The organism is bacterium, from assembly GCA_017744355.1.
GTDB lineage: Bacteria > Cyanobacteriota > Sericytochromatia > S15B-MN24 > UBA4093 > JAGIBK01.
On record JAGIBK010000003.1, the window covers coordinates 118179 to 142225 of the forward strand.

The window sequence follows — 24047 nt, forward strand, 5'->3', positions numbered from 1 at the left end:
GGCTCTCCGATCCGGCCGACGACCCGCGCGCCTCGGAGTGTTAGAACCGAGACGAAACGGCGAAGGAGGAAGCGATGAAGCGCTCATTGGCGATCGCCTGCATCCTGACCCTGTCCTGCCTCGGGATGGCCCTGACCTGGCAGAGCTGGCTCGTCTATCCAGTCTTGCTCGGGGGGCTCGTCGCCATGCTCGCCGTGAGCCGCGAGAAGCTGGACGTGGCGTTCTACCTGCTCGGCCTGACCCTGGGGGCTGCGATCGACGTGGGCCAGACGGCCTCGGGCGTCACGGTCTACGCGGCTCCGGCCTGGCTGTTGTTCTTGCCGGGCTTCGTCTTCTTGTACTGGGCACTCGCGGGCATCGCCCTGCGCCACCTGAGCCGGGTGCTCCCGCCGATCCAGCCGCACCCGGCGGACGTGGCGCTCTTCGTCGGGGTGATTGGCCTCTCGCTGGCGGCGAACCTCTCGCCCTGGCGCGTCGCTGCCCTGATGCTCGTGGCGCTTACCATACGCTGCCGCTTCATCCGGCACCCGGGCGACGGGATTGCGGCACTGGCAGGCATCGCCCTGGGGCCGGGCCTTGAGAGTCTCTTGCTGAGCCGCGGGCTCTACCACTTTCCCTCGGCGGGCAGTGGGCTGATCCCCCTGTGGCTGGTGGTGCTCTACGCCTGCATCGGGGTTTCGGCCCGCAGCTTCGTGGCCTACGCCGAAGCGGCCGTCCGAAGGCTTAGCGGACCAGGCAGATACCTTGCGCTTCAAGCTCCTTGGCGGCGGCTTGGGCCCAGCCGCGGTTCGCAGCGGGGCTCGCGGGGCTCGGATGCAGGACCCGGCCGATCTTGACGGGCATGCCGGCGAGGGCCGCCTTGGCGCGAGCCTGTGCGAAGGCCCCCACCCCCACGACCCACTCGGGTTCGAGGTCGGCGATCGCACGGGCCAGGTGGCGATCGCAAGCCTCGAAGAGAGGCGTTCGCTCGCTCACGGGCAGCTTGTCCGGGGTACGGTTCGCCCCTGACGCTTCCATGAAGACCAAGGGGCAATAGTTGAGGACGAAGTGATCCTTGAAGAAGGCCTCAGGCGTGCCGTAACGCTCCGCGGCGGCCCCCCAGAGCCGGGTGCCGCTCACCTCGCTCTGCTTGCAGGCGAAGCCGTCGATGGGGCGCTTGGGATGCTCCTTGGGCGGTTTGCCGATGGGGGCCTCGATGCCCATCCAATCGCGCACCATCTTGACGTCGCCGAAGGGCACCCCGGTCTGGGCCATGCCGAAGGGCCCCGGGTTCATGCCGAGGAAGACGACCCGCTTGCGCCCGTTGCCGTAGCGGCGCAGGTAGGCCTCGTAGCCGGCATGCGCGTAGATCAAGGGGTTGTAGACGTAGGCGACCGGCGGCGCGAAGTCGAGCCCCGCGATCTCGTCGCACAGGCTCTGGGCGGCTTGAATCAGGGTTTCAGCAGACATGGCGCCACCTTACCACCGAGGCTCGGCCGCTGACAATCCGCAGGCTCCCAAAACGATGACCGAACTTTGACCAAGCGTTACGCGCTCGTGACCGACTCCGGCGCCCTAATTTGGTTAGCTTAAGAAGCAACCCATTCGGCCTCTCGGGGCCCGTGCGGAGGTGAATCCATGATGGCGCCCATCCCTCACCCGGAAAAGCCCCTGCTGCGCGGGGTCTCTCATCACGTCGCCTTCGTGGTCGCCCTCTTGGCGGGCGGCCTGCTGGTCCTCGGCTCCCACGGGGCTGAGACCATGGTGGCGAGCCTCGTCTACGCCTTGAGCCTGGCGACCCTGTTCGGCGTCAGCGCCCTGTACCACCGCAAGAACTGGCAGCCCGCCGCCCGGATGGTGATGCGCCGGCTCGACCACTCGGCGATTTTCCTGCTCATCGCGGGCACCTACACGCCCGTGTGCATGCTCTTGCTGGAGCCCGGCGTCGGGAAACTGCTGCTCGGCCTGGTCTGGGCGGGCGCGATCCTGGGCATCGCCCAGTCCGTCTTCTGGGTCAATGCCCCCAAGGCGGTCTCGGCGACGATCTACGTGGCGTTCGGGTGCCTCGTCATCCCCTTCCTGCCCCAGACGGCCGCGGCCCTCGGGGGGATGCGCCTTGCGCTCATCGCGGGGGGCGGGGCCCTCTACGCCCTGGGGGCCGTGGTCTACGCTCTGAAGCGGCCCGATCCGTGGCCTGCGGTCTTCGGCTACCACGAGATCTTCCACGCATTGGTGATCGCTGCGAGCGTGGCGCACTTCGCGGCGATCGCCTCGGTGGTCCTGGGGACCTGATCCGATGGGCCTGAAAACTTGCCCCCGCCCGTTTGGGCGGGGGCAAGTTTTTGCTAGCGGCGGCCGCGCGACGGGCCCTGCTTGGGCGAGCCGGCCTTGGTGGGCTTGCCACCCTTGGCGGGAGCAGTGGGCTTCTTGGGGCCCTTCGCGCTCGAGGCCTGCGCCGCAGTCCCCTTGGTCGCCGAAGGCTTGCTAGGCGCAACCTTCGTCGAGGTTCGGCCGGTGAGTTGCTTGGTCCCCTGCATGGCGCGCGTCGGGCGCTTGGGCGCCTCGGTCGTGAGCGCCCGGCTGCGCGGCAGGGGCTCCACCTTCAGGCCGCGCCAGGCCTCGACCGGCACCAGCTTCTGGATCGCCTGGAGGGCGTTGCGCTCCTGGGTGCCCACCAGGGTCAGGGCGACGCCGCGACGGCCCGCGCGGCCAGTGCGGCCGGTGCGGTGGACGTAGGTCTCGGTGTGGGTGGGCACCGTGTAGTTGACCACGTGGGTCACGCCCGCCACGTCGATGCCGCGCGCCGCGAGGTCCGTGGCGATGAGCAGGGGCAGATCGCCGCTGCGGAAGGCGTCGAGGATGCGGCTACGCTTGGCCTGCGAGAGCTCGCCGCTCAGGTACTCGTTCTCGAGCCCCAAGAGGGAAAGCTGCTCGGAGAGCCACTCGGTCTCGGTACGGGTGCGGCAGAAGACCATCGTCATGAAGGGACGCTCGGCCTTGAGCCACGAGACGAGGGCCGCGAGACGGAACTCGTCCTTGGTCTCCAGGGTGAAGTGGTCGATCTCGGGCGGGGTCTCGGGGGCGTGGGCCACCTTGATCCGGTGCGGGTTGTTGAGGGCCGCATCCGCCAGCCGCTGCACCGCCGAGGGCATGGTCGCCGAGAAGAGCATGGTGTGGCGGGCCTGGGGCATCCGCTCGACCAGGGCCAGCAACTCGGTCTCGAAGCCCTTGGCGAGGATCTCGTCGGCCTCGTCCAGGACCAGGGTCTGAACGTGCTTGAGGTTGAGGGCGCCACGCTTCAAGAGGTCCACCAGGCGCCCGGGGGTGCCGACGACCACGTGGGCGCCGCGCTTGAGCTGATCCACCTGCTTGTCGAGGCTTTCGCCGCCCGCGAGGGCCACGACCCGGCGCTCCAGGCCGCCGAGGATGCTCATGAGCTCGGTGCGAATCTGCTTGGCGAGTTCGCGGGTCGGCGCGATGACGAGCACGGAGGGCGCCTTCTCGTCGATCGGCTCGCGATCGAGCAGGGGCAGGCCGAAGGCCAGGGTCTTGCCCGAACCGGTCTGGGCCTGAACGATGAGGTCGCGCCCCTTGCCGACCTCGGGGATCACGAGCGCCTGGATCGGTGTCGGGTGCTTGAAGCCCCGGCGGCGCAGACCGGCAAGCAGCTCCTCGCGGAGCTTGAAGGATTCAAAAGTGGTTTCGACGGTCATCACGGCCTCTACTTGCGCTTGGCGCTCGGGGGGACTTCCCCATTCTACGCGGGATCCGCCTTGCTTGCGAGCGTATCCGGCGACGTGTAACATGGATCGTCTTTCGGTTTGAAGAGGCGACGATGGCAGAACTACAACCTTTTCGCGGGATCCGCTACCACGTGAGCAACGTGCCGAACCTCGACGGCGTGCTGTGCCCGCCGCGCCACGCGCTGAGCGAGCAAGAGCGTTTCCGGTACTACCTGCGCCACCCGCACAACGCGGTACGCCTGGAGTACGGCCAGGACGAGCCGGACGACGACGCGGTGATCAACCGTCACGGCCGCGCGGCCGAGACCATGACCCAGTGGTTCAAGGACGGCGTCCTGCGCCGGGACGAGATCCCGGGCTTCTACATCTACGAGCAGGAGTTCGTCCCCCTCGAAGGCGGCAATCCCGTCAAGCGACTCGGCCTGCTCGCCCTGGCGCGGCTCGAGGACCTCGAAAACGGCAACGTGCGCGTGCTGGATGCGCCCCGGCCGGAGCTTACGGCGGATCGCCTGGCCCTGCTCAAGGCCACCCATGTGGAGCTCGCTCCCCTCGTGGCCTTCTACGAGGACCCCGACCAGTTCGCCGCCGAGATCCTGCTCGAAGAGAAGGCCATGCCGCCCTTCCTCTCGCTCACCGACGAGGAGGGCCAGCAGCACCGGCTCTGGCGCGTGATCGACCCGAGCCTGATCATCCGGGTGCAAGAGGCCCTCGCCGAAAGCCCCCTCTACCTGGCCGACGATCGCTACCGCTACGAGGCGGCCCTCGCCTTCCGCGACCACCTCAACGCCAACGGGGCGGACGCTGAGCGCGGGCTGCACAACTACGCCATGATGCTGCTCGTCGACGCCGAGGACCCGGGCCTGAACCTTTCGCCCGTCCATCGCCTGGTCAAGGCGCCCCAGGTGCCCGCCGATCTCCTGGAGCGACTCGCGCCCCACTACGACATCCAGCCGCACGCCCTGTCGAGCGACGCGCCCGATCCCGAGCAGTTGGCCGCCCTCCATGGCGCCTCGCCGCTCGGCATGCTCCGCGCCAGCGAGCGGACCTACTACGCCCTCTCCCCCAAGGCCGCGGGCCTCGAAGCCGCACAGCTGCACGAGCGGGTCCTGCCCGAGATCCTGGGCCAGGCTGAGGCTGCCGTTTCCTACGCCGGCGACGTGCGCGAGGTGCTGGTGGGGATGGGCTCGGGCGAGTTCGACCTGGCCTTCCTCCTGCCTCGCCCCAAGCTCGACGCCGCCCCCAAGGGCACCGCTCCCGCCCGGACGGCGGAACTCTTTCCCAAAGCCCCCACGGGGCTCGTCTTCCATCACCTCGAAGGGACCATCTAGCACGCCATGACCGCCACTTCCGAACGCACGACCACCCGCTACCGCGTCCAGTTCAAGCGCAACCGCGACGAGCGCGTGCGGGCCGGGCACCCCTGGGTCTTCTCCGGTGAGGTCCTCGAGAAGCCCCCCGCCGAGGCCCACGGCCAGATCGTCGACGTCTACGACTCGCGCGGCAAGTTCATGGGGCAGGGCTACTGCAACATCAACTCCAACATCCTGGTGCGCCTCTTGAACCGCCGGGTCGACGAGGTGATCGACCGCGCGTGGTGGAAGCAGCGCCTCCAGGAAGCGATCGCCCTGCGCGCCGAGTACGTTTCGGGTACCGACGCCTGCCGCCTGGTGAACGGTGAGGCCGACGGCCTGCCGGCCCTCATCGTGGACAAGTACGGCGACTACCTCTCGATCCAGGTGCTGTCTCACGGCATCGAGGTCCGGTTGCCCGAGATCGTCGAGATCCTGGCCGAGCTGGTGCAGCCCAAGGGCATCTACGAGCGCAGCGACGTGCCCGTCCGGCGCCTCGAAGGCCTCGAACAGCGCACCGGCGTGCTCTGGGGCGAGGCGCCGCCCAGCGACCTCTCCATCCAGGAAGGCCCCTACCGCCTCAACGTGGACATCGTGACCGGCCAGAAGACCGGCTTCTTCCTCGATCAGCGCCCCAACCGCCTCAAGCTGGGCGAGCTGAGCAAGGGTAAGCGCGTCCTGAACTGCTTCAGCTACTCGGGCGGCTTCTCGATGGCTGCGGCTGTGGGCGGTGCGAGCGAGGTGGTGAGCGTGGACATCTCGGCCGAGGCGATCGCCCTCGGCGAGGCCAACGCCAAGCTCAACGGCGTCGAGGACCGCTGCAAGTGGGTGGTCGCCAACGCCTTCGACTACCTGCGCGAGCTGGAGAAGGCCGGCGAGAAGTTCGACGTGGTGATCCTCGATCCTCCCGCCTTCACCAAGACCAAGGATTCGATCCCTGGCGCCGTGCGCGGCTACAAGGAGATCAACCTGCGCGGCATGCGCCTGCTCAAGCCGGGCGGGCTCCTGGTCAGCGCCTCGTGCTCGCACCACATCAACCCGAGCCACTTCGTCGAGATCATCCAGTCGGCCGCGGTGGACTCCTACAAGCGCCTGCGCATGCTGGCCCTCGAAGGCGCCGGCATGGACCACCCCATCCTGCCTGCGGCCTCCGAGACCAACTACTTGAAGTGCTTCTACGGCACCGTCCACTAGGAGTTGTCATGAACGCCTCGCGCCTCCTTCCCGGCCTCGTCGCCCTGACCTTCAGCGTGTCCGGCTGTGCAGCGACCCTCGCCAGGGCCGCTCAGGAGGAGGCGCCCGCACCGCTCGCGGACCGCACCTACGACGCGCTGGTCGACGCCTTGCCCGCGCCCGGCCAGACTCCGCTCAAGGGGCGGGTGATCGTGGTGGACCCGGGCCACGGCGGCAAGGAGCCCGGCACCGTGGGGCCCACCGGCCTCACGGAGAAAGAGGTCAACCTGGGGGTGAGCAAGGCCCTCGCGAACCTCCTGCGCGAGGCGGGCGCCAAGGTCATCCTGACCCGCGAGGGCGACACGGGGGTGGCCCCTGCGGGATCGAGCCTCGCCGACGACCTCAAGGCCCGCATCGCGATCGCAAACGCCGCCAAGGCGGACCTCTTCATCTCGGTCCACCACAACGCCACGCTCGACCCCAAGCACGAGCGCCTGATGACCGAGACCTACTACAAGATGGACGATGCGGGTCCCTCGGCGGACGCCGGTTCGAGCATCCATCGCCACCTGCTGCGCAACCTGGGCCTGCCCCAGGAGAAGCTGGTGCCCGGCAACTACGCCGTGCTGCGCAACGCCGAGGTCCCCGCCATCCTGGGCGAAGCCTCCTACCTCTCGCATCCCTCGACCGAGGCCAAGCTGCGCCGGCCCGAGAAGCAACTGCTCGAGGCCCAGGCCTACTTCGCCGGGATCCTCGATTACTTCGCCAAGGGCACCCCGCGCGTCGTCTCCTTCAACCAGCAAATGAGCGCCGACGCCGCGCGCACGACCCTCATCGCTCGCCTCGACGGCGGGGGCGGAGCCATCGACCCAGCCTCGGTCGCCCTGCGCCTGGACGGCACCAGCGTCAGTGCCTTCTACGACGCCGAGACCCGCACCGTGCGCCACACCCCCAAGGATCCGCTCGCCAACGGGCCGCACACGGCGACGCTGGCGGCCCGGAACGTGGGCGGCAACGCCACCCCGCTCTCGACCCTCACCTTCACCGTCGATCGCCCCGCCGCCGAGATCCGGCTCCAGAGCCCCCTCGCCATGCTCCCGACCAGCGGGATGCTGCCGCTTCGCGCCCGGGTGTTCGACGCCCTGGGCCTGCCGGTCGCCGAGGGCACGCCCGTGACCTGGCAGCTCGAAGGGGGCGGTCTCACCTGGCAGCAGACCCGCACCGTCCGGGGCGAGGCGACCAACCACGTCCGCGCCCCCAAGGCCAAGCAAACCGTCACGGTCAAGGCGGGCAAGGCGACCGCCAGCTACCAGCTGCCGACTGCTCGCGCGGCCGTCCTGATGGGGCGGGTGCTCGGCCCCGACTCGCAACCCCTCGCCCGCGCCTCCGTCGTGGCAGTCGGCACCTCCGACCGGCTCGTGACCGAGAGCGACGAGAGCGGCTACTGGCACTTCGAGACGGCTCCTGGCGGCCTCAAGGAGGTCCGCGTCTTACTGCCCGGCTATCGCCCGCAGGCCCTCGCGCTCTCGGCGGCCCGCGAACTCGAAGTGCGCCTGGAAGCGAGCGCCCCCTTCGCCCTGCGTGACCAGCTCGTCGTCCTCAACCCCGAAGGGGGCAGCGAGGAGCGCGATCCGTTCAAGCGCAAGCTCTCCGGCTACAACTGGCTGGTGGCCGAGCACCTGCGCGGCTATCTCGAAGCCGCCGGGGCCAGGGTACGCCTCACCCGCGGCGTCGACGAGGGCCCGAGCGACATCCAACGGATCCGCGAGGCCAACGCCCAGAACGCTGCGCTGTTCGTCACCATCGGGCACCATGCGAGCGATAGCATCCGCACCTCGCACTATCCGACCAGCGCCAAGGGCAAGCAGATCGCAGCCTCCGTGCGCGAGGCCCTGCTCGCCGCCGACGGCAGCCTCAAGGACGGGGGGACCCTGCCCGACTCGACCTACGTCCTGATCCAGACCAGCTGCCCCTCGGTGACCGTCACCCACGGGACCAAGGGCCTCACGACCGACGACCCCGCGGCCTCGGCCCGCAAGGAGGCCTACGGCATCCTGCTCGGGCTTTTACCCAAACCGGATCGGGCGGCAAGCCTCGCCGTGCAGGTGCGGGGAATGGATGAGAGGGCTGTCGGCAACGCCCTGGTCACCCTCGACGGGGTCTGGCACGGCCAGACGGATGTCGAGGGCCGCTGGCGCTTCGCCAACCTCGCTCCCGGCAAGCATGAGGTGACGCTCGTCCTCGGCAGCGGCGCCATGGTGCGCCAGGACGTGACGCTCGCCGACAACCAGGCGGGCGCACTGGTCCTTCGCTTCCCCTGAGCCGCGCCCGGACCGTCATGTCTCCCCGGGATGACGCGGCGCTTGCGTCGAGGTCAAGAAACGCCCGTAACCTTCGCTCGACCGGTATTCGCAGGCATCCAGGCGGGTATTCTGAAGAAACCGCACCTGCCAACCCATAGGAGTTCCTCGATTTGCGTCTCGTGCTGTCCCTGGCCCTCGGCCTGATCCTCGCCACCACCTCGCTGCCGACCGTGGCCCGCGCGGATACCCCCGAGAACCCCAACCCCACCTACCAGTACATCAAGTCGGTGGCGGGCGAGGCCAAGGCCAAGCGTTACGCCTGGCACATCGAGCAAGCGGCCAAGAAGTGGAAGCTGGACCCCTTGCTGGTGGCGCGGGTCATCCGGCTGGAGAGCAGCTTCAACCCTCGCGAGGTCAGCCACGTGGGAGCCCACGGGCTCATGCAGGTCATGCCCTTCCACTTCACCCGGCGCGGGATCCCGCGCGCCAAGTGGTTCGACACGGCCATCAATCTGGATCTCGGCTGCCGGATCCTCGCCTGGTACCTCGATCGCATGGAGGCCCAGTACCCGGGCCTCGACCCCCGCGCCATCAATCACCGGGCGCTGGTGGCCTACAACATGGGCCCCCGGGCCGTGGTCTCGCGCGGCATCTACCGCTCGCGCTACTCCGAGATCATCATGAAGCGCTACCTGCTGCCGGGTGCTTCCGAGAGCGCCATGCTCGCGGGCCCCACGCCCCAGGGCCCCAACCCCGCCGAGGGCCTGCCCGCCATGAGCGACGCCAACCAGGCGGCCATGCAGGCGGAGCTCGCGGTCATGGACGCCACCTCCTCGGTGCCCACCGCTCCCGGCCTCTCGCGGTAAACCACAGCTCGTTCACCCCGCCCCATCGAGGGGCGGGGATTTCAGTCTTTACCGGCTTGGCGGCGTCGGGTGCGGCGCTCGACGAGAAACGAGGTCACGGCGAGCAGCAAGAGGCCGCCCATGGAGGCCCAGAAGAGGGGATCGCGCGGGTTGAGGATGCGATCGCCCAGGAGCACGTGCAGGAAGTTGCCCGGCAAAGTCCCGATGAGCGAGCCCAAGAGGTAGGTCCTCAGGGGCAGGCCCACGATGCCCGCCGCATAGCTCACGATGTAGGAAGGCACGAAGGGGAAGGCCCGGATCACGGCGACCGTGCGCGGCCCGTGATGGGCAAGACGCGCCTCCACCGCCCGCATCCGGACATCGCCGGCAACGCGATGGACAAGCGCGCGCGCCGGGCCCCGCCCCATGGTGTGGCAGGCCGCCGACGCGCAGAGGGTGCCGACGGTGACGACGGCCAGGCCCATGGGCACGCCGAACAGGGTGCCCGCGAGCGCGATCAAGAGGCCGCCGGGGAAGAGGGGCACGAGCTGCTGGAGGGTCATGACCCCCACCATGGCGAGCGGCGCGAAGGCCCCAAGCTCACGGCTCCAGGCGCGGATCTCGGGAAGGGTCGGCAGGGCGAGGGCCCAGCTCGCCTCCATCTAGCGCGCCTGCTGCAGGGTGCGCTCCAGGTCCGCCGGTAACACGGTGCGTTCGAGCACGACGGCCGCCTCGGCGGCGATCGCCGCCTTGACCTCGTCCATGGCGACCGGCTTGCCAAGCAGGGCCTCCATGGAGGTCATGACCCCCGCCTCCATCCCGCACGGGCGGATGGCCTGGAAGCCCCCCAGGTCCGTGGAGACGTTGAGCCCCAGGCCGTGGTAGGTGACCCAGCGGCGCACCGCGACGCCGATCGACGAGATCTTGCGATCGTCCACCCACACCCCGGTCTTGCCAGGGTTACGGCCGGCCTCGATCCCCCAGCGCGACAGGGCGCGGATCTGGATCTCCTCGATCTGGCGCAAGAGACGGTGCAGATCCCGCTCGGCCCCCTCCAGCTTCAGGATGAAGTAGCCAACCAGCTGCCCCGGCGCATGGTAGGTGGCCTCGCCCCCGCGCTCGATCTCGAAGGTCGGCACCCCCTTCCCCGCCTCGCAAACGTGCTCGGCGGGGTCGGCCTTGCGGCCCAGGGTGATGACCGGCTCGTGCTCGAGCAGGAGCAGGTGGTCCTCGATGTGGTCGTCCGCCCGCAGGTCCACGAGCTTCTTTTGAAGCTCCCAGGCCGCCGGGTAGGGGATGCGCCCGAGGTCAGCGACGCGCAGCGGCCGGCTCACGGGAGTCCTTGTTCATAACGTGGATCGCCTCGCCGATGGCGGCCTTCGCCGCCTCCATGATCCCCTCGGCGAGCGTCGGGTGCGCGTGGACCGTGAGGCTCAGGTCGTCGATGAAAGCCCCCATTTCGAGGGCGAGGCCCGCCTCGGCCACCAGGTTCGAGGCCTCGGGCCCGACGATGTGGACCCCCAGGACCTCCTGGGTCTTCTTGTCGGCCACGACCTTGACGAAGCCCTCGGTCTCGCCCGTGGTCATGGCCCGGCCCAGAGCAGCGAAGGGGAACTTGCCGACGACGGCATCGAAGCCCTGCGCCTTGGCCTCGGCCTCGGACATGCCGACCGAGCCGATCTCGGGATCGGTGAAGACGACCGCGGGGATGGCCTTCACGTCCATGGCCGCCGGGTGACCGGCGATGACCTCGGCGGCCACCTCGGCCTCCTTGGAGGCCTTGTGGGCGAGCATGGGCTGGCCGGCCAGGTCGCCGATGGCGTAGATGCCGGGCACGTTGGTCCGCATCTGCTTGTCGGTGAGCACGAAGCCCTTGGCGTCGATGCGCACGCCCACGCGCTCCAGGCCCAGACCCTCGGAGTTGGGACGACGGCCCACCGTCACCAGGATGCGGTCGGCGTCGATCTCGATGGCCTTGCCGTTCTGGTCGAGCTGGACCTTGGCGCCCATGGGGCCGTCCACGTAGCCCTTGGCGGCAGTTTCGAGCAGGACCTCGACGCCGAGCTTCTTGAGCTGGCGGCTGAGCAGCTGGGCGATCTCGGGGTCGAAGCCGGGCAGCACCTGGCCCATCCGCTCGACGACCGTGACCTGCGCGCCGAGCTTGGCGTACATCATGCCCATCTCGAGGCCGATGTAGCCGCCGCCGATGACCACCAGACGCTTGGGAATCTCGGGAAGGGCGAGAGCCTCGGTCGACGAGATGACGCGCTTGCCGTCGAAGGCGAAGCCCGGAATCTCGATGGGGCGGCTGCCGGTGGCGACGATGACGCTCTGGGCCTCGACCAGCACCGGCCCGTCGTCGGTCTGGACCTCGACCTGGTTGGCGGTCTTGAAGGTGGCGGTCCCGTAGAGGACCTCGCCGCCGTTGCCCTTGACCAGCTGGCCGACGCCGCCGGTCAGCTTCTTCACGATGCTGTCCTTCCAGCCGATCATCTTGGGGAAGTCCACCGAGAAGCCGCCCACGGTGATGCCCATCTGGTCCACCTTCTTGAGCTTCTCGACCGTCTTGGCGGCGGTGATGAGGGCCTTGGAGGGGATGCAGCCCACGTTGAGGCACACGCCGCCGAGCTGGCCCTTCTCGACCAAGAGCACCTTCTTGCCAAGCTGGGCAAGACGGATGGCCGCCACGTAGCCCCCGGGGCCCGCACCGATCACCAGGGCTTCGACGTGTTTCTTCTGCATGGGTAGGTTGTCTCCTCGCTGGAAAGCTAGGCAAAATCGAGCCGTCGACCGCTTTGTCGACGTTATTATTCTACTATCACCGACCGGACCTTGACGACCGGCGAGAAAGCCCTTGCCACCCCCTTCACGAAAGCGGGGACTTTCGTCTCTAATTGTTCAGGTCTCTCACGCGTTAGGTTAGTCATGGGCTATCCCGCGAGGTAGGCTTGCAACGATGAAAGCGAGGATGAGATGAAGGCGACACGCCTGCTGGCGGTGAGCGTTGGATGTTGGGCTTATGCCGTTTCCCCGGCGAGCGCTCAGGGCGAGGGGTTCAAGCCCGTCGGGCCCGAGGTGAAGACCACCCTCACCACCTGGTACACCGCCAACACGAACGCCCTCGACGCCTTCTTGATCCGGCGCGTGAACATCGTGGTGAACGGCGAGGTGACGCCTCAGCTCTCCTACGCCATCATGTTCGACCCTTCCAAGAACCTGGCCCTGCCCACCGTCTCGGCGAGCGCGCCCGGCGGGCCCTTCCAGGTTTCGAGCGGCGGGGACACCAAGATCCTGCAAGACGCCTACATCGGTGCGAAGTTTCCCGGGGGCATCACGACCCGCTTCGGCCAGTTCAGGCCCCCGCTCTCGGCCGCGGCCATGGAGTCGGGCTACAAGCAACCGCTCGCAAGGCGCCCCCTCTTCCTCGAAGGCAACTCCTTCGGTTACTACCGGGACGTGGGCTTCCAGGCGAACGCGCCCGTCCTGCCGTGGCTCTCTGCGACGGTCGGGGTGTTCAACGGAGCGACCACCAACCAGCCCGAAAGCAACGAGGCCAAGGACGTGATCGGCCGCCTGGAGTTCTCGCCCGGGCCCCAGCTCAAGACGGGCCTCTCATACCTGAGAGGCGTCCGGGGGACGGCCCTGACCTTCGCCGAGCGGCTCGGCGCCAACGCCGAGTGGAACGCGGGCCCCATGCAGCTTCGCGCCGAGGCCCTGTCCGGCACCGACGGCACCACGAACAAGCTCGGATGGTACGGCCAGGGCGCCTACTACCTCACCCCCAGCCTGCGGACCGTGCTGCGCTACGAAGAGTGGGACGCCAACCTGGCCGCCGCTGGCGCCCAGCAGAACACCACCCTCGGCCTGAACTGGTACTTCAGCGGCTTCAGCCTGGCGGGCCTCAACCTGATCCACGAGAACCACACCGGTCCCGGCGCCCATACCAACGACGCCGCCCTCTTCATCTGGCAGCTGGTCATTTAGCCAGCCAAAAAGGAATCGGGGGACCCGCGATGCGGGTCCCCCGATTCCTTTCGATCGAGACTGGGGCTAGCTCATCGCCAGCATCAGCTTGGTCGGGTTCTCGAGCAGCTTGATGACCAGGTTGGTGAACTCCGCGCCCACCGCGCCGTCCACCACGCGGTGGTCGAAGCTGAGGGCCATGTTCATCATCTTGGCGGCGACGATCTGACCGTCGCGCACCACCGGGCGGTCCTGGATCTTCATGATCGCAAGGATGCCCACCTCGGGGTGGTTGATGATCGGGGTGGCGAACAGGCCGCCCACGTTGCCGATGCTCGACAGCGTGAAGGTGCCGCCCTTGAGGTCATCCGGGTTGTTGCGGCCGATACGGGCGCGCTCGGCAACCTCGGAGATCTCCTTGGCGAGCTCGAGGATGCTCTTCTTGTCCACGTCCTTGATGACGGGGACGATGAGGCCGTTCTCGCCAGCGACCGCGATGCCCAGGTTGTAGTAGTGCTTGATGACCAGCTCGCCCGTGGCATCGTCGATGCTCGCGTTGAGGGTCGGGAACTTCTTGAGGGCCGCGACCACCGCCTTCATGATGAAGGGCAGGTAGGTGAGCTTGATGCCCTCGGCCTCGGCCAGGGGCTTGGACTCGGCGCGCAGCCCGATGAGCTTGGTGGCATCCAGCTCGTCCATGTAGGTGAAGTGGGGCGCCGTGAACTTGGACTGAACCATCTTCTCGGCGATCTTCTTGCGCACGCCCTTCATGGGGATGCGCTCCTCGGGACCGTAGGAGGCGAGCGGGGTAGCAGCCGGCACCACCGCAGCGGTGGCCACGGGGGCAGCAGCCGCGACCGGAGCCACAGGAGCAGGAGCGCTCAGGCGCTGATGGAAAGCCGACACGTCCGCCTTCATCACGCGACCGTTGAAGCCCGAGCCGGGGACGCGGGCGATCTCGACGCCCAGCTCGCGAGCGAGCTTGCGGGTCGCGGGGGTCGCGAGCACGCGGCGGCCCGGCTCGATGGCGGGCAGCTCGGCGGGGACCTCGGTGAGGATCTCGGCCATGGGGGCGCACTCGGGAAGGCTCTCGGCGATCTGGACCGACGCGCACGAGGGAGCCATGACGGCCGCCGCAGGCGCCTCAGGGGCGCTGCTGCCGCCGTGGCCGTGCATGATGGGCGCGGTCTGGCCGGCGGCCATCTCGATGGTGACGACCACGTCGCCCACCTTGAGGATCTCGCCTTCCTTGCCGAAGGTCGCGAGGATCTTGCCCTTGCGGGGCGAGGGGATCTCGACGGTCGCCTTGTCGGTCATGACCTCGAACATGGGCTGGTCTGCGCCCACCTCGTCACCCGGCTTGACCAGCCAGGCGATGAGTTCGCCCTCGACGACCCCTTCGCCGATGTCGGGGAGACGGAAATCGAAAACGTTGCCGGTAACGGTACTCATTCTCTGTCCCGCCTCCTAGAAGTTGAGGGTCTTGCGCATCCCCTGGAGGACGCGATCGGCGCTGGGCAGGTACTCCAGGTCCAGCGTGTAGGGGAAGGGGGTGTCCCAGCCGGTGACGCGGACGATCGGCGCCTCGAGGCTGAGGAGCGCGTGCTCGTTGATCAGCGCGATCAGCTCGGCGGCGAAGCCCGCCGACTTGGGGGCCTCCTGGACGATGACCACGCGGCCGGTCTTCTCGACCGACGCGATGATCGTGTCGATGTCGAGGGGCACCAGCGAGCGCAGGTCGATCAGCTCGGCGTCGATGCCCTCGGCCTCGGCCTTGGCAAGCGCCTCCATGGCGGTGTGGACCATGGAGCCGTAGGCGAGGACGGTGATGTCCTTGCCTTCCTTGACGACCTTGGCCTTGCCGATCTCGAGGGTGTAGTCGCCCTCGGGCACGTCACCCTTGGCCGCACGGTACATCCGCTTGGGCTCCATGAAGATCACGGGATCGTCCTGGCGCATGGCGGCGAGCAAGAGGCCCTTGGCGTCGTAGGGGTTCGAGGGGATGACGACCTTGAGGCCGGGGGTCTGGACCCAGTAGGCCTCGTTGGACTGCGAGTGGTAGTGGCCGCCCTTGATGCCGCCGCCGTAGGGGGTGCGGACGACCACCGGGCAGGGGTACTGACCGCCCGAGCGGTAGCGGTACTTCGCGAGCTCGTTGACGATCTGGTCGAAGGCCGGGTAGATGAAGTCCGCGAACTGCATCTCGGGCACCGGGCGCAGGCCGTAGAGGGCCATGCCGATGGCGGTGCCCATGATGCCGGCTTCGGAGAGGGGGCAGTCAACGACGCGGTCGGCGCCGAACTGCTCCTGGAGGCCCGAGGTGGCGCGGAAGACGCCGCCGAACTTGCCCACGTCCTCGCCGAGGATGACCACACGGTCGTCCTGGGCCATCTGGATGCGCAGGGCGTCGTTGACGGCCTGGATGATGTTCATCGTGGGCATGACTTAGCGGGCCTCCTTGGACTGCTGCAAGCTATCCATCAGCTCGGCGCGCTGCTCTTGGAGGAAGCGCGGGATGTCGCTGAAGACGTCGTCGAAGATGGTTTCGGGCGCGGGCGCGGGGGCCTTCTCGGCGGCCTCGGCGGCAGCCAGGACCTCGGCCTTGCAGGCTTCCTGGATCTCGAGCTCCCACTCGGGGGTCCAGAGGCCCTTCTTGGCGAGGAAGCGCTGGAAGCGCGCGATGGGATCCTTGGCCTCCCAGGCCTTCACTTCCTCGTCCTTGCGGTAGACGCTGGGGTCGTCCGAGGTCGAGTGGCCGCCGACGCGGTAGGTCACCGCCTCGATCAGGGTGGGGCCGCCGCCGCTGCGGGCCTTGTCGGCCGCGCGCTTGGTGGCGACGATGACGGCCAAGAGGTCGTTACCGTCGACCAGGACGCCCTCGAAGCCGTAGGCGTTGGCCTTCATGGCGAAGTTCTCGCTGGCGGTCTGGACCTCGCGGGGGGTCGAGATGGCCCAGCCGTTGTTGCGCAGGAAGAAGACGGTCGGGGTCTTGTACACGCCGGCAAAGTTGAGGCCCACGTGGAAGTCGCCCTGGCTCGACGCGCCCTCGCCCAGGTAGGTGAGGGTGATGATCGGGTCCTTGCGGAGCTTGGCCGCCCACGCCGCGCCCACCGCCTGCGGCAGCTGGACCGTCAGGGGGCTCGAGATCGAGACGATGTTCTTGTGGCGGAAGGAGTAGTGGACCGGCATCTGGCGGCCCTTGGTGTAGTCGAGGCCGTTGCCGTAGCACTGGTGGGCCATCTCCTGCACGGTCACGCCGCGCCAGAGGTAGGCACCCTGCTCACGGTAGCAAGGGAAGATCCAGTCCTCGGCCCAGAGGGCGAAGGCGGAGCCGACCGAAGCGGCCTCCTCGCCCAGCGAGCCCAGGTAGAAGCCGAGGCGGCCTTGGCGCTGGAGGGTGATCATGCGCTGGTCGAAGACACGGGTCATGACCATGGTGCGGTAGAGGGCCTTCAGATCCGCATCGGAGATCTCGGGCATCAGCGCGGGATCGGCGGTGTCGTCTTCGCGCAGGACGGTGAAGAGCGCGGTCGGAACCGACGCGTTCTTGCCGACCTCAAACTCGACTAAACTCACGGGTCTTGTTCTCCTTCAGTGCTTCGGCCGGCTTACGACGGCTGAAGGCTTGCATCATTGGAAGCGGACGCGGAGGCGTCCTGGGAGAGCTTCGGGTTCTGGCTTTCGATCATGCCCTTGATGAAGAGCTCGCCCGCGCGGTAGCTGGAGCGGACCAGAGGGCCGCTCGCCACGTAGAGGAAGCCCAGCTCCTCGGCCCATTGCTGGAACTCGGCGAACTTGGCGGGGGTGACGAAGTCCACGACCTCCAGGTGCTTGGCCGTCGGCCGCAGGTACTGGCCGAAGGTGACGATCTGGCAATCGTACTCGCGCAGGTCGCGCAGGGTCTCCATGATCTCCTCGTCGGTTTCGCCGAGGCCGACCATGATGGAGGTCTTGGTGACGATCTTGGGGGCGATGCGCTTGGCGTCCGCGAGCACCTTGAGGCTCTGGGCGTACTGGGCGCGGCGATCGCGCACCTTGGGAGTCAGGCGTCGCACCGTCTCCACGTTGTGGGCGATGACGTCGGGGGCCGACTCGACCACCGTGCGCAGGGCCTTGGTGTCGCCCTGAAAATCGGGAATGAGGACCTCGACCAGCACCTTGGGCGTGCGCTCCTTGATGGCGCGAATGACCGCCGCGAAGTGGGCGGCGCCGCCGTCGGGCAGATCGTCACGGTCGACCGAGGTGAGGACCACGTAGTCGAGCCCCATCACGTCGACCTGGAGAGCGACCTTGGCGGGCTCGTCCGGATCGAGGGGCAAGCCCTCCTTGGCGGTCTTGATGTGGCAGAAGCGGCAGCCGCGGGTGCAGGTGTCGCCCATGACCATCATGGTGGCGGTGCCCCCGCCCCAGCACTCCCCGATGTTGGGGCACGAGGCCTCCTCGCACACGGTGTGGAGGTTGAGGGTGCGGAGGTTCTCCTTGATGGCGAGATAGCGCTCGCCAGCAGGCGGGCGGATCTTGAGCCATTCGGGCTTGCGCTTGGTATCCATGGGGGTCGTCTCGCTTTCCGGGTCAAATGCCGTTTGAGCGGGCATTTCGGCACTAGCAGGCCGCCATTAATGGTACCCGGAGCGAGGCGTTCCGTCAAAGCGGGCCAAAGAGGCCGCTGGGGCCTCAAATCGCCCGCGTCAGTACTTGAGCACGGGGCGAAAACCGTAGGAGGTGTTGGCAGTGGTGCGATCGTTGGCCACGTAGACCCCCCACACGCCTGCGCTGCCGCCGTCCGCCCAGCGCCCGCCACGCGAGGCCGCGGAGGTCCAGCCGGTGGTCGTCCAGATGTAATCCCCCCCGAAGACAGGGCTGGCGCTCCCGCCGGTCGCTCCGGGCAGCCCGTAGCGGCGCAGGCGCGGATCCGTGCTCAGCTGGGTCACGAAGTTTTGTCCGGGGACTGCCACGGGCAAGGTCACGTCGTTGACAATGTAGTTGCCGCTGGTCTGCGCTGTGCCGATCGTGCCCGTCCACTCCCAGACGTTGCCGTTGAGGTCGTACACGCCCCCCGTCGTGCCGGTGTGGGTCGTCAGGTTCACGCCGGCCGCCCAGCCGGCTTTCGTTCCGCTCCCGGTCAGGGCGCGGCCCGCGACGTTCGGATCGGCGGTGAAGGTGATGGCCGCGTCGAGGTGGTCCTTGCGGGTGTTGTTGTTGCCGTAGACCGTGACGTTGTTGATCATCGACCAGACGGCGAGCGCCGTCCATTCGTCGTCGCGCATCAAGTGACAGTGCGCGTCGTAGGCAAGACACGCGTTGACCGCCCCGTCCCAGCTGACGTTCGTCCACGGCACCCGATCCGCCTGAACCTTGAGCGCCGTGGCCGTGCCCACCGCCGCGTTGGTCGCGTCGTTGCGCGACGCCTCGTACTTGCCCGCGTAGAAGCCCCCGAAGGACTCGCGGGCCCAGTCGGTCCCCTCGATGCCGCTGCTCGGCTGCGTCTTGACCCACGTCCCCACGGGGCTCGCGGCGTTCGTCGCTCCGCAGTTCGCGGGCACGATGAGCTGGTAGGCCGTGAACACGGGGATCCAGACGAAGGTGCTCACCTGGCCGTTCTTGGTCACCTGGTAGTCGTGATGGGTGCTCTCGTCGCCGCTATCCCCCGGCGCGAGCAGGCCGGAAGCGAGGATGGGCCGATCCCCCAGGGGATCCAGGTCCTGGAGCAGCTGCGTGGTGACGCTCGCGACCCGTGCCAGCACCATGGCCACGGAGTTCCCCTGGAACGCCGAGACCGCATCGAAGGAGCTCCCGGCGACCGTCCCGAGGATGTCGTCGAGGGACGTCGCGGGATCCTCGCGATCGATCAGCGCCACGGCCGTGGTGGTGGGATTGACGACGATGGTGCCGACGCCTCCCGCCCGGTTGGTGATGCTCGCCCACCCAGAACCCGTCCACTTGAGCACCGTGAGCATCGAGAGATGGTTGGCCGTGGGCCCGCTCGTGCGCTTGAGGACCTGCAGGTAGTAGTGGCCGTTGAGGACCGGGCTGAAGGTCGTGTCCACGTCGATGGCGAAGGCACCCTGCGCGTTGGTGAGGCCGGTCGCCATGGTGCGGGCCGTGCCGGGGTCGATCACGGCGACGGTCGCGTAGGCCGCGAGATCGGCGCTCGCCGCCGTCACCTGGCGATCGCCCGACGGGAAGATCACCCGGCCTGCGATCGCGCGCGGCCCAGCCTGCTCGTTCGATACTCCGGGGGTCAGCGCTCCGCCGCTCGGCGGCAATCCGGGTGCCGCCACCTGGCAGGCCGTCAGCAGGGTCGCCGCCAGGGCGATCGCGACGTGATTCGAAGGCTTCATGCGCATCAACACCTCCCCCGCTTACCGGAAGGACAGAACGGGGCGGAAGCCCAAATGGGCCTTGGTCACGGTCCGAGCATCGTCGATGTCGGTGCACCACACGCCCGCATCCCCCCCCTGGTACCAGGAGCCGCCCCGGTACATCTTGATCGAGGCCGCGGTCGCAAGCCAGTAGTAGTCGCCCCCAAACGCCGCGGTGATAGCACCGGTGGTCCCCGGCAGCCCGTAACGGCGCAGGCGCGAATCGGTGCTCAGGGCGGTGATGTAACCCATGGCCGTCTTGAGGCCCGTGTCGACCCCATTGACCGCGAAGTTGCCCGACGTCTGGACGGCGCCGATCGTCTCATTCCACTCCCAGAGATTGCCGTTGAGGTCGTAGACGCCCGCCGTCGTACCGGTGTGCGTCGTGAAGTTCGTCGCCCCCGTCCAGCCGGCCTTGGTCCCCGTGCCCGTCAGGGCGCGTCCCGCCTGGTTCGGGTCCACGATGAAGGTCACGGCCGCGTCATTCTGATCCTTGCCCGCGTTGTTGTTGCCGTAGACCGTGAGGCCGTTGATCATCGACCAGACGGCAAGGGCCGTCCACTCCTCGTCCCGCATCAAGTGCGCATGGGCGTCGTAGGCAAGGCACGCTGCCGCCGCGGCGTCCCAGGTCACGCTCCCCCAGGGGACGCACCTCACCTGCACCTTGAGGGTGGTGGCGGAGCCCACGGTCGCCCCCGCCCCGGTCCCCGCGGCACCCTGTACCGCATCGGCGCGGCTCGCCTCGTACTTGGCGACGTAGAAGCCCCCGAAGGTCTCGCGCGCCCAATGAACGTCCTCGGTACCGGTAGTAGGCTTGGTCTTGACCCAGACCCCGACGGGCGAGGCGGGATAACCCGAGGTGGTCGGGTCGATGAGCTGATAGGCATTGAAGACGGGAATCCAGACGAAGGTGCTCGTCACCCCGCCCTTGGTCATCTGGTAATCGTGGTGCATCGTCACGTCCCCGGCGTCGTCCGGGGCCATGATGCCGCTCGCGGGGAGGCGATCGCCCAACGGGTCCACGTTTTGCTGGAGCTGCGCAATGATCGCCGCCACCCGAGTCGTGAGCTCGGGGACCGTATGGGTGGTGAAGGCCGCCGCCACGTCGAAGCTCGCCCCCGAAACCTTGCCGATCACGTCCGCGTAGGCCGTGGCCGCGTCCTCGCGGTCGATCAGGGCCACGGCCGTGGTCGTGGGGTTGAGGACGATGCTGCCGGCGCCGCCCACGGCGTTGGTGATGCTCGCCCAACCGGTGCTGGTCCACTTGAGGACCGTGAGCAAGGAGAGCTGGTTATCACCCGTGACCGCGCCGCCGATACGCTTGGTCACCTGCAGGTAGTAGTAGGAGTTGAGCGCAGGCGAGAAGGTCCCGCCCGGCGCGAGGGTGAAGGTACCCTGGGCGTTGGTGAGGCCGCTTGCGATCGCCCGATTCGTATCCGGCTCGAGCAGGGTGACGGTGGCGTAGCTCGTGACATCGGTCCCGGTCGCCGCCGTCATGCGCTCGGGGAAGAAGCCCTGGCCGCGGACGACGGTATCGAGCGCCCGAACCACCGATTGAGTGTCAGGCCGCGTAGGCTCGACCACCTGGCAGGCGGCCAGCAGCGTCACCCCGAGCGCCAGCAGCGCTCGGCTCCAGTTTCGCTTCCGCATCTTCACCTCGCCTTCCATCGCTACAAGCTCGCGCTCGCCGTCACCGAGACCGGCGCGAGGCGCAAACCGGCCGCCCAGGTGTTCAGGCCCGAGCCCACCGTGAAGGGACCCGGCTGGGGCACCGCCACCAGGTTCATCGCATCGACCGGCCCATCGATCCGCACCGTGCTCGCCCAGACCTGGTTGGCGGCATTCACCGCCGTCGCGCTCAGCGCCCAGCCATCCCCCGGCACCAGCCCCTTGAAGACGAGCGAGCCCGTCGCCCCGGGGCTTGTAATCGTCTTGGTCACCGCCGGCCCGCTCGAAGGCGTCAGGGTGACGCTCGCCGTCGCCGTGGAGCCGGGGATGCCCGAGAGCGAGAGCCGCACCGTCCCCAGGATGGGGTAGTCCGACACCGCGCTCGTCTTGGCGGCCACTTCGACTGTCACCGGCCCACGGGTCGCCCCATCGGGCACCGTCACCTGGATCGATCGGCGATCCGCGGCCACCGCGCTCACCGCGGCCGAGACCCCGTTGAAGCGGACCCGGTTCTTGGAAGGATCCGCGTCGAAGGTGATCCCCGAGAGGGTCACCGTGTCCGCCACGTCGGCCCCGAGACCGGGCAGGATCCCGATCCCGCCCACCGGCTTCAGGTAGAAGCCGCCCCCTGCGATCTTGTCGATGCTCGCCAGCGGATCCAGGTCCCCGCCGAGAGCCGCGCTCACCACCGCGTAAGCCGCCTGGTAGTCCGCGACCGAGAGGTTGGCCACCGGCGTGAAGGTGCTGGGGGTGACCCCGTCCGACACCCCTGACTGCAGCTTGCCCATCAGCGAGGCGAGCGCCACCGCGGCCCCTTGCCTGGTGTTGATCTGGGCGGCGGCGGCCACGGCGGTGGTCGCGAGGCTCAGGGTCACCCCGCCGCCGGTCAGGCTATCCCAGCCGCCCGCGTTCCAGCGCACCAGGGTCCTGACGCGGGCGGCGCTGCTGCCCGCGAGGTTCGAGTCGAGGCCCTTGACCGCCTCCAGGTAGTAGACGCTGCCGGCCTCGGGCCGAAAGCCGCCAGCGAGCTTCAAGACGAAGGAGCCCTGGGCGTCCGTGACGGTAGTCGCCACGGTCAAAGGGGTGGCCCCGGGCTGGATGAAGGAGACGGTCGCACCCTTGGCCACATCGTTGACCAGGTCGGCCTGCACCGACCGGAAGCGGTTCAAGACGCCCGCTTCGAGCCGTCCCATCAAGGGCGGCAGGGCCTCCGCCGTCACACCCGGGCGGGGGGCGGGGCTCACCAGGGCGCAACCCGAGAGGCCGAGGATCAGGGCGAGGCCGTACGGCGTATATTTCATCGAGGCCTCCTTACTGCACGGTGACCGAGGTGGTCGCCGTCACGGTGCCGGATCGCACGGTGATGGTCGAGCGGCCCAGGGTGGTGGCGGTGAAGTTGCCGTCAGAGGTCATGGTGCCGCCCCCCTTGTCGCTCGCTTCCCAGGAGAGGTCGACACCGTTCAGGGTCTGACCCGCCGTGTCATAGGCGATCGCGGTGTAGCGGCGCTCGGTCAGGTTCGCCATGGTGTCCGGCAAGGGGTCGATCTGGATCGACCCCACCAGCCTGAAGCTCGCACTCACCGGGCAGCCGTCGAGGGTGAGGGTGAAGGGCCGGGCCGCAGCCCCGGCGAGGGTCGCAGGAACCGCGACCTGGGCGACGCCGTCGCTCAGCACCGTGACCGTCGCGGGGACCCCGTCGAAGTCGGCCGATACGGCAGGGGCATAGGTCAGCTGCTGACCGGCCTGCAGCTTGACCCACCGCGAGAAGCCGCTACCCGTCAGGGTCACCAGGGCCTTGGGGCCGCCGCTCGTGACGGCATCGAGACGCGGGACGTTGAGCGGAATCGAGAGCGTCCTCAGCTGGTTGGGAAAGAGGCTCACGCCCTCGGCCCGACCCACAGCGAGGGCCCGGCCGCCCGCATCGCGCGCGACGGCTTCGACCGTGAGGTTGCCAAGTCGGGTCAGGTCGGACGTGGCCTGTGTCGCCAGCACCTGGCCCTGCTCATCCTTCACGCTCACCGTGACCCGGGAAGTCTGCCCAGGCGCCCCCTGGGTAGAAACCGACAAACGAGCCTTCTCTGCGACCGTGACGCTGGCCGTGGCGCGCGCCTCGGCGCAGCGGGCGGTGATAACGGCCGTCCCAGAGCGTAGGGCCTGCACCCGGCCATCCGCGCCCACCGTGGCGATCCGCGTATCCGATGATTGCCAGGTGATGGGCAACGAGGGGCTGCTCGATTCGGCAGCGAACAAGAAAGAAGTTGGGTACAGCGGGGAGACGACATCCACCGGTGGCACGAAAAGGCTGTCGGTCGCCGATTTCAGCGAGAGGGTGATGGCCGGTGTCGGGGCCGGCGTCGGTGAGGCGCCGCCCTCGGTTCCGACCGAGCCGCCGACCTCACCGCCGGGGGTAGGGGTGGGCTGCGGGACGCCCGTCACCGGGGGCCCCTCCTCGTCGCCAGGGGCGCAGGCCGTCACTGCCAGCAGGCAACAGAGGGATAAAAGCAGGCGTTCCCAGGCTCGGCTCTGCCGATTCGATCGGATTCGCACCAATATTCCCGCCTCTGTTCATCAACGCCGCTCGCATCGAGCAGACAACCGTAGAGAACAGAATACCCAACCAAGGCTTAGGAATAGCTGAAGATTTACGTTCTGATTGAGTTAG

At 68.3% G+C, this 24047-nt stretch carries 20 protein-coding genes; 7 read left to right on the forward strand and 13 right to left on the reverse strand.

The window, feature by feature from the left end:
- Positions 1-74: 74 nt before the first annotated feature.
- Complete coding sequence (locus J7643_09410; protein MBO9540794.1) at positions 75-836, forward strand: DUF2878 family protein; 762 nt, start codon at positions 75-77, stop codon at positions 834-836.
- Here J7643_09410 and J7643_09415 read toward each other — a convergent pair.
- Positions 724-1449 (reverse strand): single-stranded DNA-binding protein, encoded by a 726-nt coding sequence (locus J7643_09415; protein MBO9540795.1) that lies wholly within the window; start codon positions 1447-1449, stop codon positions 724-726. The two genes, J7643_09410 and J7643_09415, sit on opposite strands and share 113 nt — an antisense overlap.
- A 171-nt stretch (positions 1450-1620) precedes the next feature.
- Between J7643_09415 and J7643_09420 the strand changes: the two genes are divergently transcribed.
- A complete protein-coding gene (locus tag J7643_09420) occupies positions 1621-2271 on the forward strand; it encodes a hemolysin III family protein (protein ID MBO9540796.1) in 651 nt (216 codons plus the stop codon).
- 53 nt (positions 2272-2324) lie between these two features.
- Here J7643_09420 and J7643_09425 read toward each other — a convergent pair whose 3' ends face one another.
- Positions 2325-3692: a DEAD/DEAH box helicase gene (locus J7643_09425; protein ID MBO9540797.1), complete on the reverse strand. Its 1368-nt coding sequence runs from the start codon at positions 3690-3692 to the stop codon at positions 2325-2327.
- A 122-nt stretch (positions 3693-3814) separates the two neighbouring features.
- Here J7643_09425 and J7643_09430 point away from each other — a divergent pair, with 122 nt between their 5' ends.
- The 4 genes from J7643_09430 (at position 3815) to J7643_09445 (ending at position 9413) form a co-directional block, all read left to right on the forward strand.
- Positions 3815-5050 (forward strand): DUF1015 domain-containing protein, encoded by a 1236-nt coding sequence (locus tag J7643_09430; protein MBO9540798.1) that lies wholly within the window; start codon positions 3815-3817, stop codon positions 5048-5050.
- A 6-nt stretch (positions 5051-5056) separates the two neighbouring features.
- Positions 5057-6265 (forward strand): class I SAM-dependent rRNA methyltransferase, encoded by a 1209-nt coding sequence (locus J7643_09435; GenBank protein ID MBO9540799.1) that lies wholly within the window; start codon positions 5057-5059, stop codon positions 6263-6265.
- A gap of 8 nt (positions 6266-6273) precedes the next feature.
- Entirely contained in the window at positions 6274-8565 is a 2292-nt protein-coding gene (locus J7643_09440; protein MBO9540800.1) for an N-acetylmuramoyl-L-alanine amidase, read from the forward strand.
- 152 nt (positions 8566-8717) lie between these two features.
- Positions 8718-9413, forward strand: coding sequence for a transglycosylase SLT domain-containing protein (locus J7643_09445; protein ID MBO9540801.1), 696 nt, complete (start codon positions 8718-8720; stop codon positions 9411-9413).
- A 41-nt stretch (positions 9414-9454) separates the two neighbouring features.
- Here the strand turns inward: J7643_09445 and J7643_09450 are convergent, their stop codons facing one another.
- The 3 genes from J7643_09450 to lpdA are packed head-to-tail and all read right to left on the reverse strand — an operon-like array spanning position 9455 to position 12134.
- On the reverse strand, positions 9455-10054 hold the full coding sequence (locus J7643_09450) for a TVP38/TMEM64 family protein (protein ID MBO9540802.1): 600 nt from the start codon (positions 10052-10054) through the stop codon (positions 9455-9457).
- Positions 10055-10726: a lipoyl(octanoyl) transferase LipB gene (lipB, locus tag J7643_09455; protein ID MBO9540803.1), complete on the reverse strand. Its 672-nt coding sequence runs from the start codon at positions 10724-10726 to the stop codon at positions 10055-10057. It abuts the gene before it with no gap.
- Positions 10701-12134, reverse strand: a complete 1434-nt coding sequence (gene lpdA, locus J7643_09460) for a dihydrolipoyl dehydrogenase (protein MBO9540804.1) — start codon at positions 12132-12134, stop codon at positions 10701-10703. Before lpdA ends, lipB begins: the two co-directional genes overlap by 26 nt.
- A 231-nt stretch (positions 12135-12365) precedes the next feature.
- Here lpdA and J7643_09465 point away from each other — a divergent pair, with 231 nt between their 5' ends.
- Complete coding sequence (locus J7643_09465) at positions 12366-13376, forward strand: hypothetical protein (GenBank protein MBO9540805.1); 1011 nt, start codon at positions 12366-12368, stop codon at positions 13374-13376.
- A 66-nt stretch (positions 13377-13442) separates the two neighbouring features.
- Here J7643_09465 and J7643_09470 read toward each other — a convergent pair whose 3' ends face one another.
- From J7643_09470 to J7643_09505, 8 genes are all read right to left on the reverse strand, one after another.
- A complete protein-coding gene (locus tag J7643_09470) occupies positions 13443-14807 on the reverse strand; it encodes a 2-oxo acid dehydrogenase subunit E2 (protein MBO9540806.1) in 1365 nt (454 codons plus the stop codon).
- Positions 14808-14822: 15 nt separating this feature from the next.
- A complete protein-coding gene (locus J7643_09475; GenBank protein MBO9540807.1) occupies positions 14823-15797 on the reverse strand; it encodes an alpha-ketoacid dehydrogenase subunit beta in 975 nt (324 codons plus the stop codon).
- A gap of 3 nt (positions 15798-15800) precedes the next feature.
- Positions 15801-16835 (reverse strand): thiamine pyrophosphate-dependent dehydrogenase E1 component subunit alpha, encoded by a 1035-nt coding sequence (locus J7643_09480; GenBank protein ID MBO9540808.1) that lies wholly within the window; start codon positions 16833-16835, stop codon positions 15801-15803.
- A gap of 128 nt (positions 16836-16963) precedes the next feature.
- The gene (gene lipA / locus J7643_09485) at positions 16964-17905 is read right to left on the reverse strand and encodes a lipoyl synthase (protein MBO9540809.1); all 942 of its coding nucleotides are present in this window, start codon (positions 17903-17905) and stop codon (positions 16964-16966) included.
- A 138-nt stretch (positions 17906-18043) separates the two neighbouring features.
- Positions 18044-19696, reverse strand: a complete 1653-nt coding sequence (locus J7643_09490) for an SUMF1/EgtB/PvdO family nonheme iron enzyme (protein MBO9540810.1) — start codon at positions 19694-19696, stop codon at positions 18044-18046.
- Between the two features lie 21 nt (positions 19697-19717).
- Positions 19718-21367, reverse strand: coding sequence for a hypothetical protein (locus tag J7643_09495; GenBank protein MBO9540811.1), 1650 nt, complete (start codon positions 21365-21367; stop codon positions 19718-19720).
- Between the two features lie 20 nt (positions 21368-21387).
- On the reverse strand, positions 21388-22686 hold the full coding sequence (locus tag J7643_09500) for a hypothetical protein (GenBank protein ID MBO9540812.1): 1299 nt from the start codon (positions 22684-22686) through the stop codon (positions 21388-21390).
- A 10-nt stretch (positions 22687-22696) separates the two neighbouring features.
- On the reverse strand, positions 22697-23821 hold the full coding sequence (locus J7643_09505) for an Ig-like domain-containing protein (protein MBO9540813.1): 1125 nt from the start codon (positions 23819-23821) through the stop codon (positions 22697-22699).
- Between the last annotated feature and the right edge of the window lie 226 nt (positions 23822-24047).

Bases quoted from the DNA above. Each gene is read 5' to 3' on its own strand.
- J7643_09490 (MBO9540810.1), bottom strand. From the start codon at position 19,696: ATGAAGCCTTCGAATCACGTCGCGATCGCCCTGGCGGCGACCCTGCTG.
- J7643_09495 (MBO9540811.1), bottom strand. From the start codon at position 21,367: ATGCGGAAGCGAAACTGGAGCCGAGCGCTGCTGGCGCTCGGGGTGACG.
- lpdA (MBO9540804.1), bottom strand. From the start codon at position 12,134: ATGCAGAAGAAACACGTCGAAGCCCTGGTGATCGGTGCGGGCCCCGGG.
- J7643_09470 (MBO9540806.1), bottom strand. From the start codon at position 14,807: ATGAGTACCGTTACCGGCAACGTTTTCGATTTCCGTCTCCCCGACATC.
- J7643_09450 (MBO9540802.1), bottom strand. From the start codon at position 10,054: ATGGAGGCGAGCTGGGCCCTCGCCCTGCCGACCCTTCCCGAGATCCGC.
- J7643_09500 (MBO9540812.1), bottom strand. From the start codon at position 22,686: ATGAAATATACGCCGTACGGCCTCGCCCTGATCCTCGGCCTCTCGGGT.
- J7643_09480 (MBO9540808.1), bottom strand. From the start codon at position 16,835: ATGCCCGAGATCTCCGATGCGGATCTGAAGGCCCTCTACCGCACCATG.
- J7643_09435 (MBO9540799.1), top strand. From the start codon at position 5,057: ATGACCGCCACTTCCGAACGCACGACCACCCGCTACCGCGTCCAGTTC.
- J7643_09475 (MBO9540807.1), bottom strand. From the start codon at position 15,797: ATGCCCACGATGAACATCATCCAGGCCGTCAACGACGCCCTGCGCATC.
- lipA (MBO9540809.1), bottom strand. From the start codon at position 17,905: ATGGATACCAAGCGCAAGCCCGAATGGCTCAAGATCCGCCCGCCTGCT.
- J7643_09440 (MBO9540800.1), top strand. From the start codon at position 6,274: ATGAACGCCTCGCGCCTCCTTCCCGGCCTCGTCGCCCTGACCTTCAGC.
- J7643_09420 (MBO9540796.1), top strand. From the start codon at position 1,621: ATGGCGCCCATCCCTCACCCGGAAAAGCCCCTGCTGCGCGGGGTCTCT.
- J7643_09430 (MBO9540798.1), top strand. From the start codon at position 3,815: ATGGCAGAACTACAACCTTTTCGCGGGATCCGCTACCACGTGAGCAAC.
- J7643_09465 (MBO9540805.1), top strand. From the start codon at position 12,366: ATGAAGGCGACACGCCTGCTGGCGGTGAGCGTTGGATGTTGGGCTTAT.
- J7643_09425 (MBO9540797.1), bottom strand. From the start codon at position 3,692: ATGACCGTCGAAACCACTTTTGAATCCTTCAAGCTCCGCGAGGAGCTG.
- J7643_09415 (MBO9540795.1), bottom strand. From the start codon at position 1,449: ATGTCTGCTGAAACCCTGATTCAAGCCGCCCAGAGCCTGTGCGACGAG.
- J7643_09410 (MBO9540794.1), top strand. From the start codon at position 75: ATGAAGCGCTCATTGGCGATCGCCTGCATCCTGACCCTGTCCTGCCTC.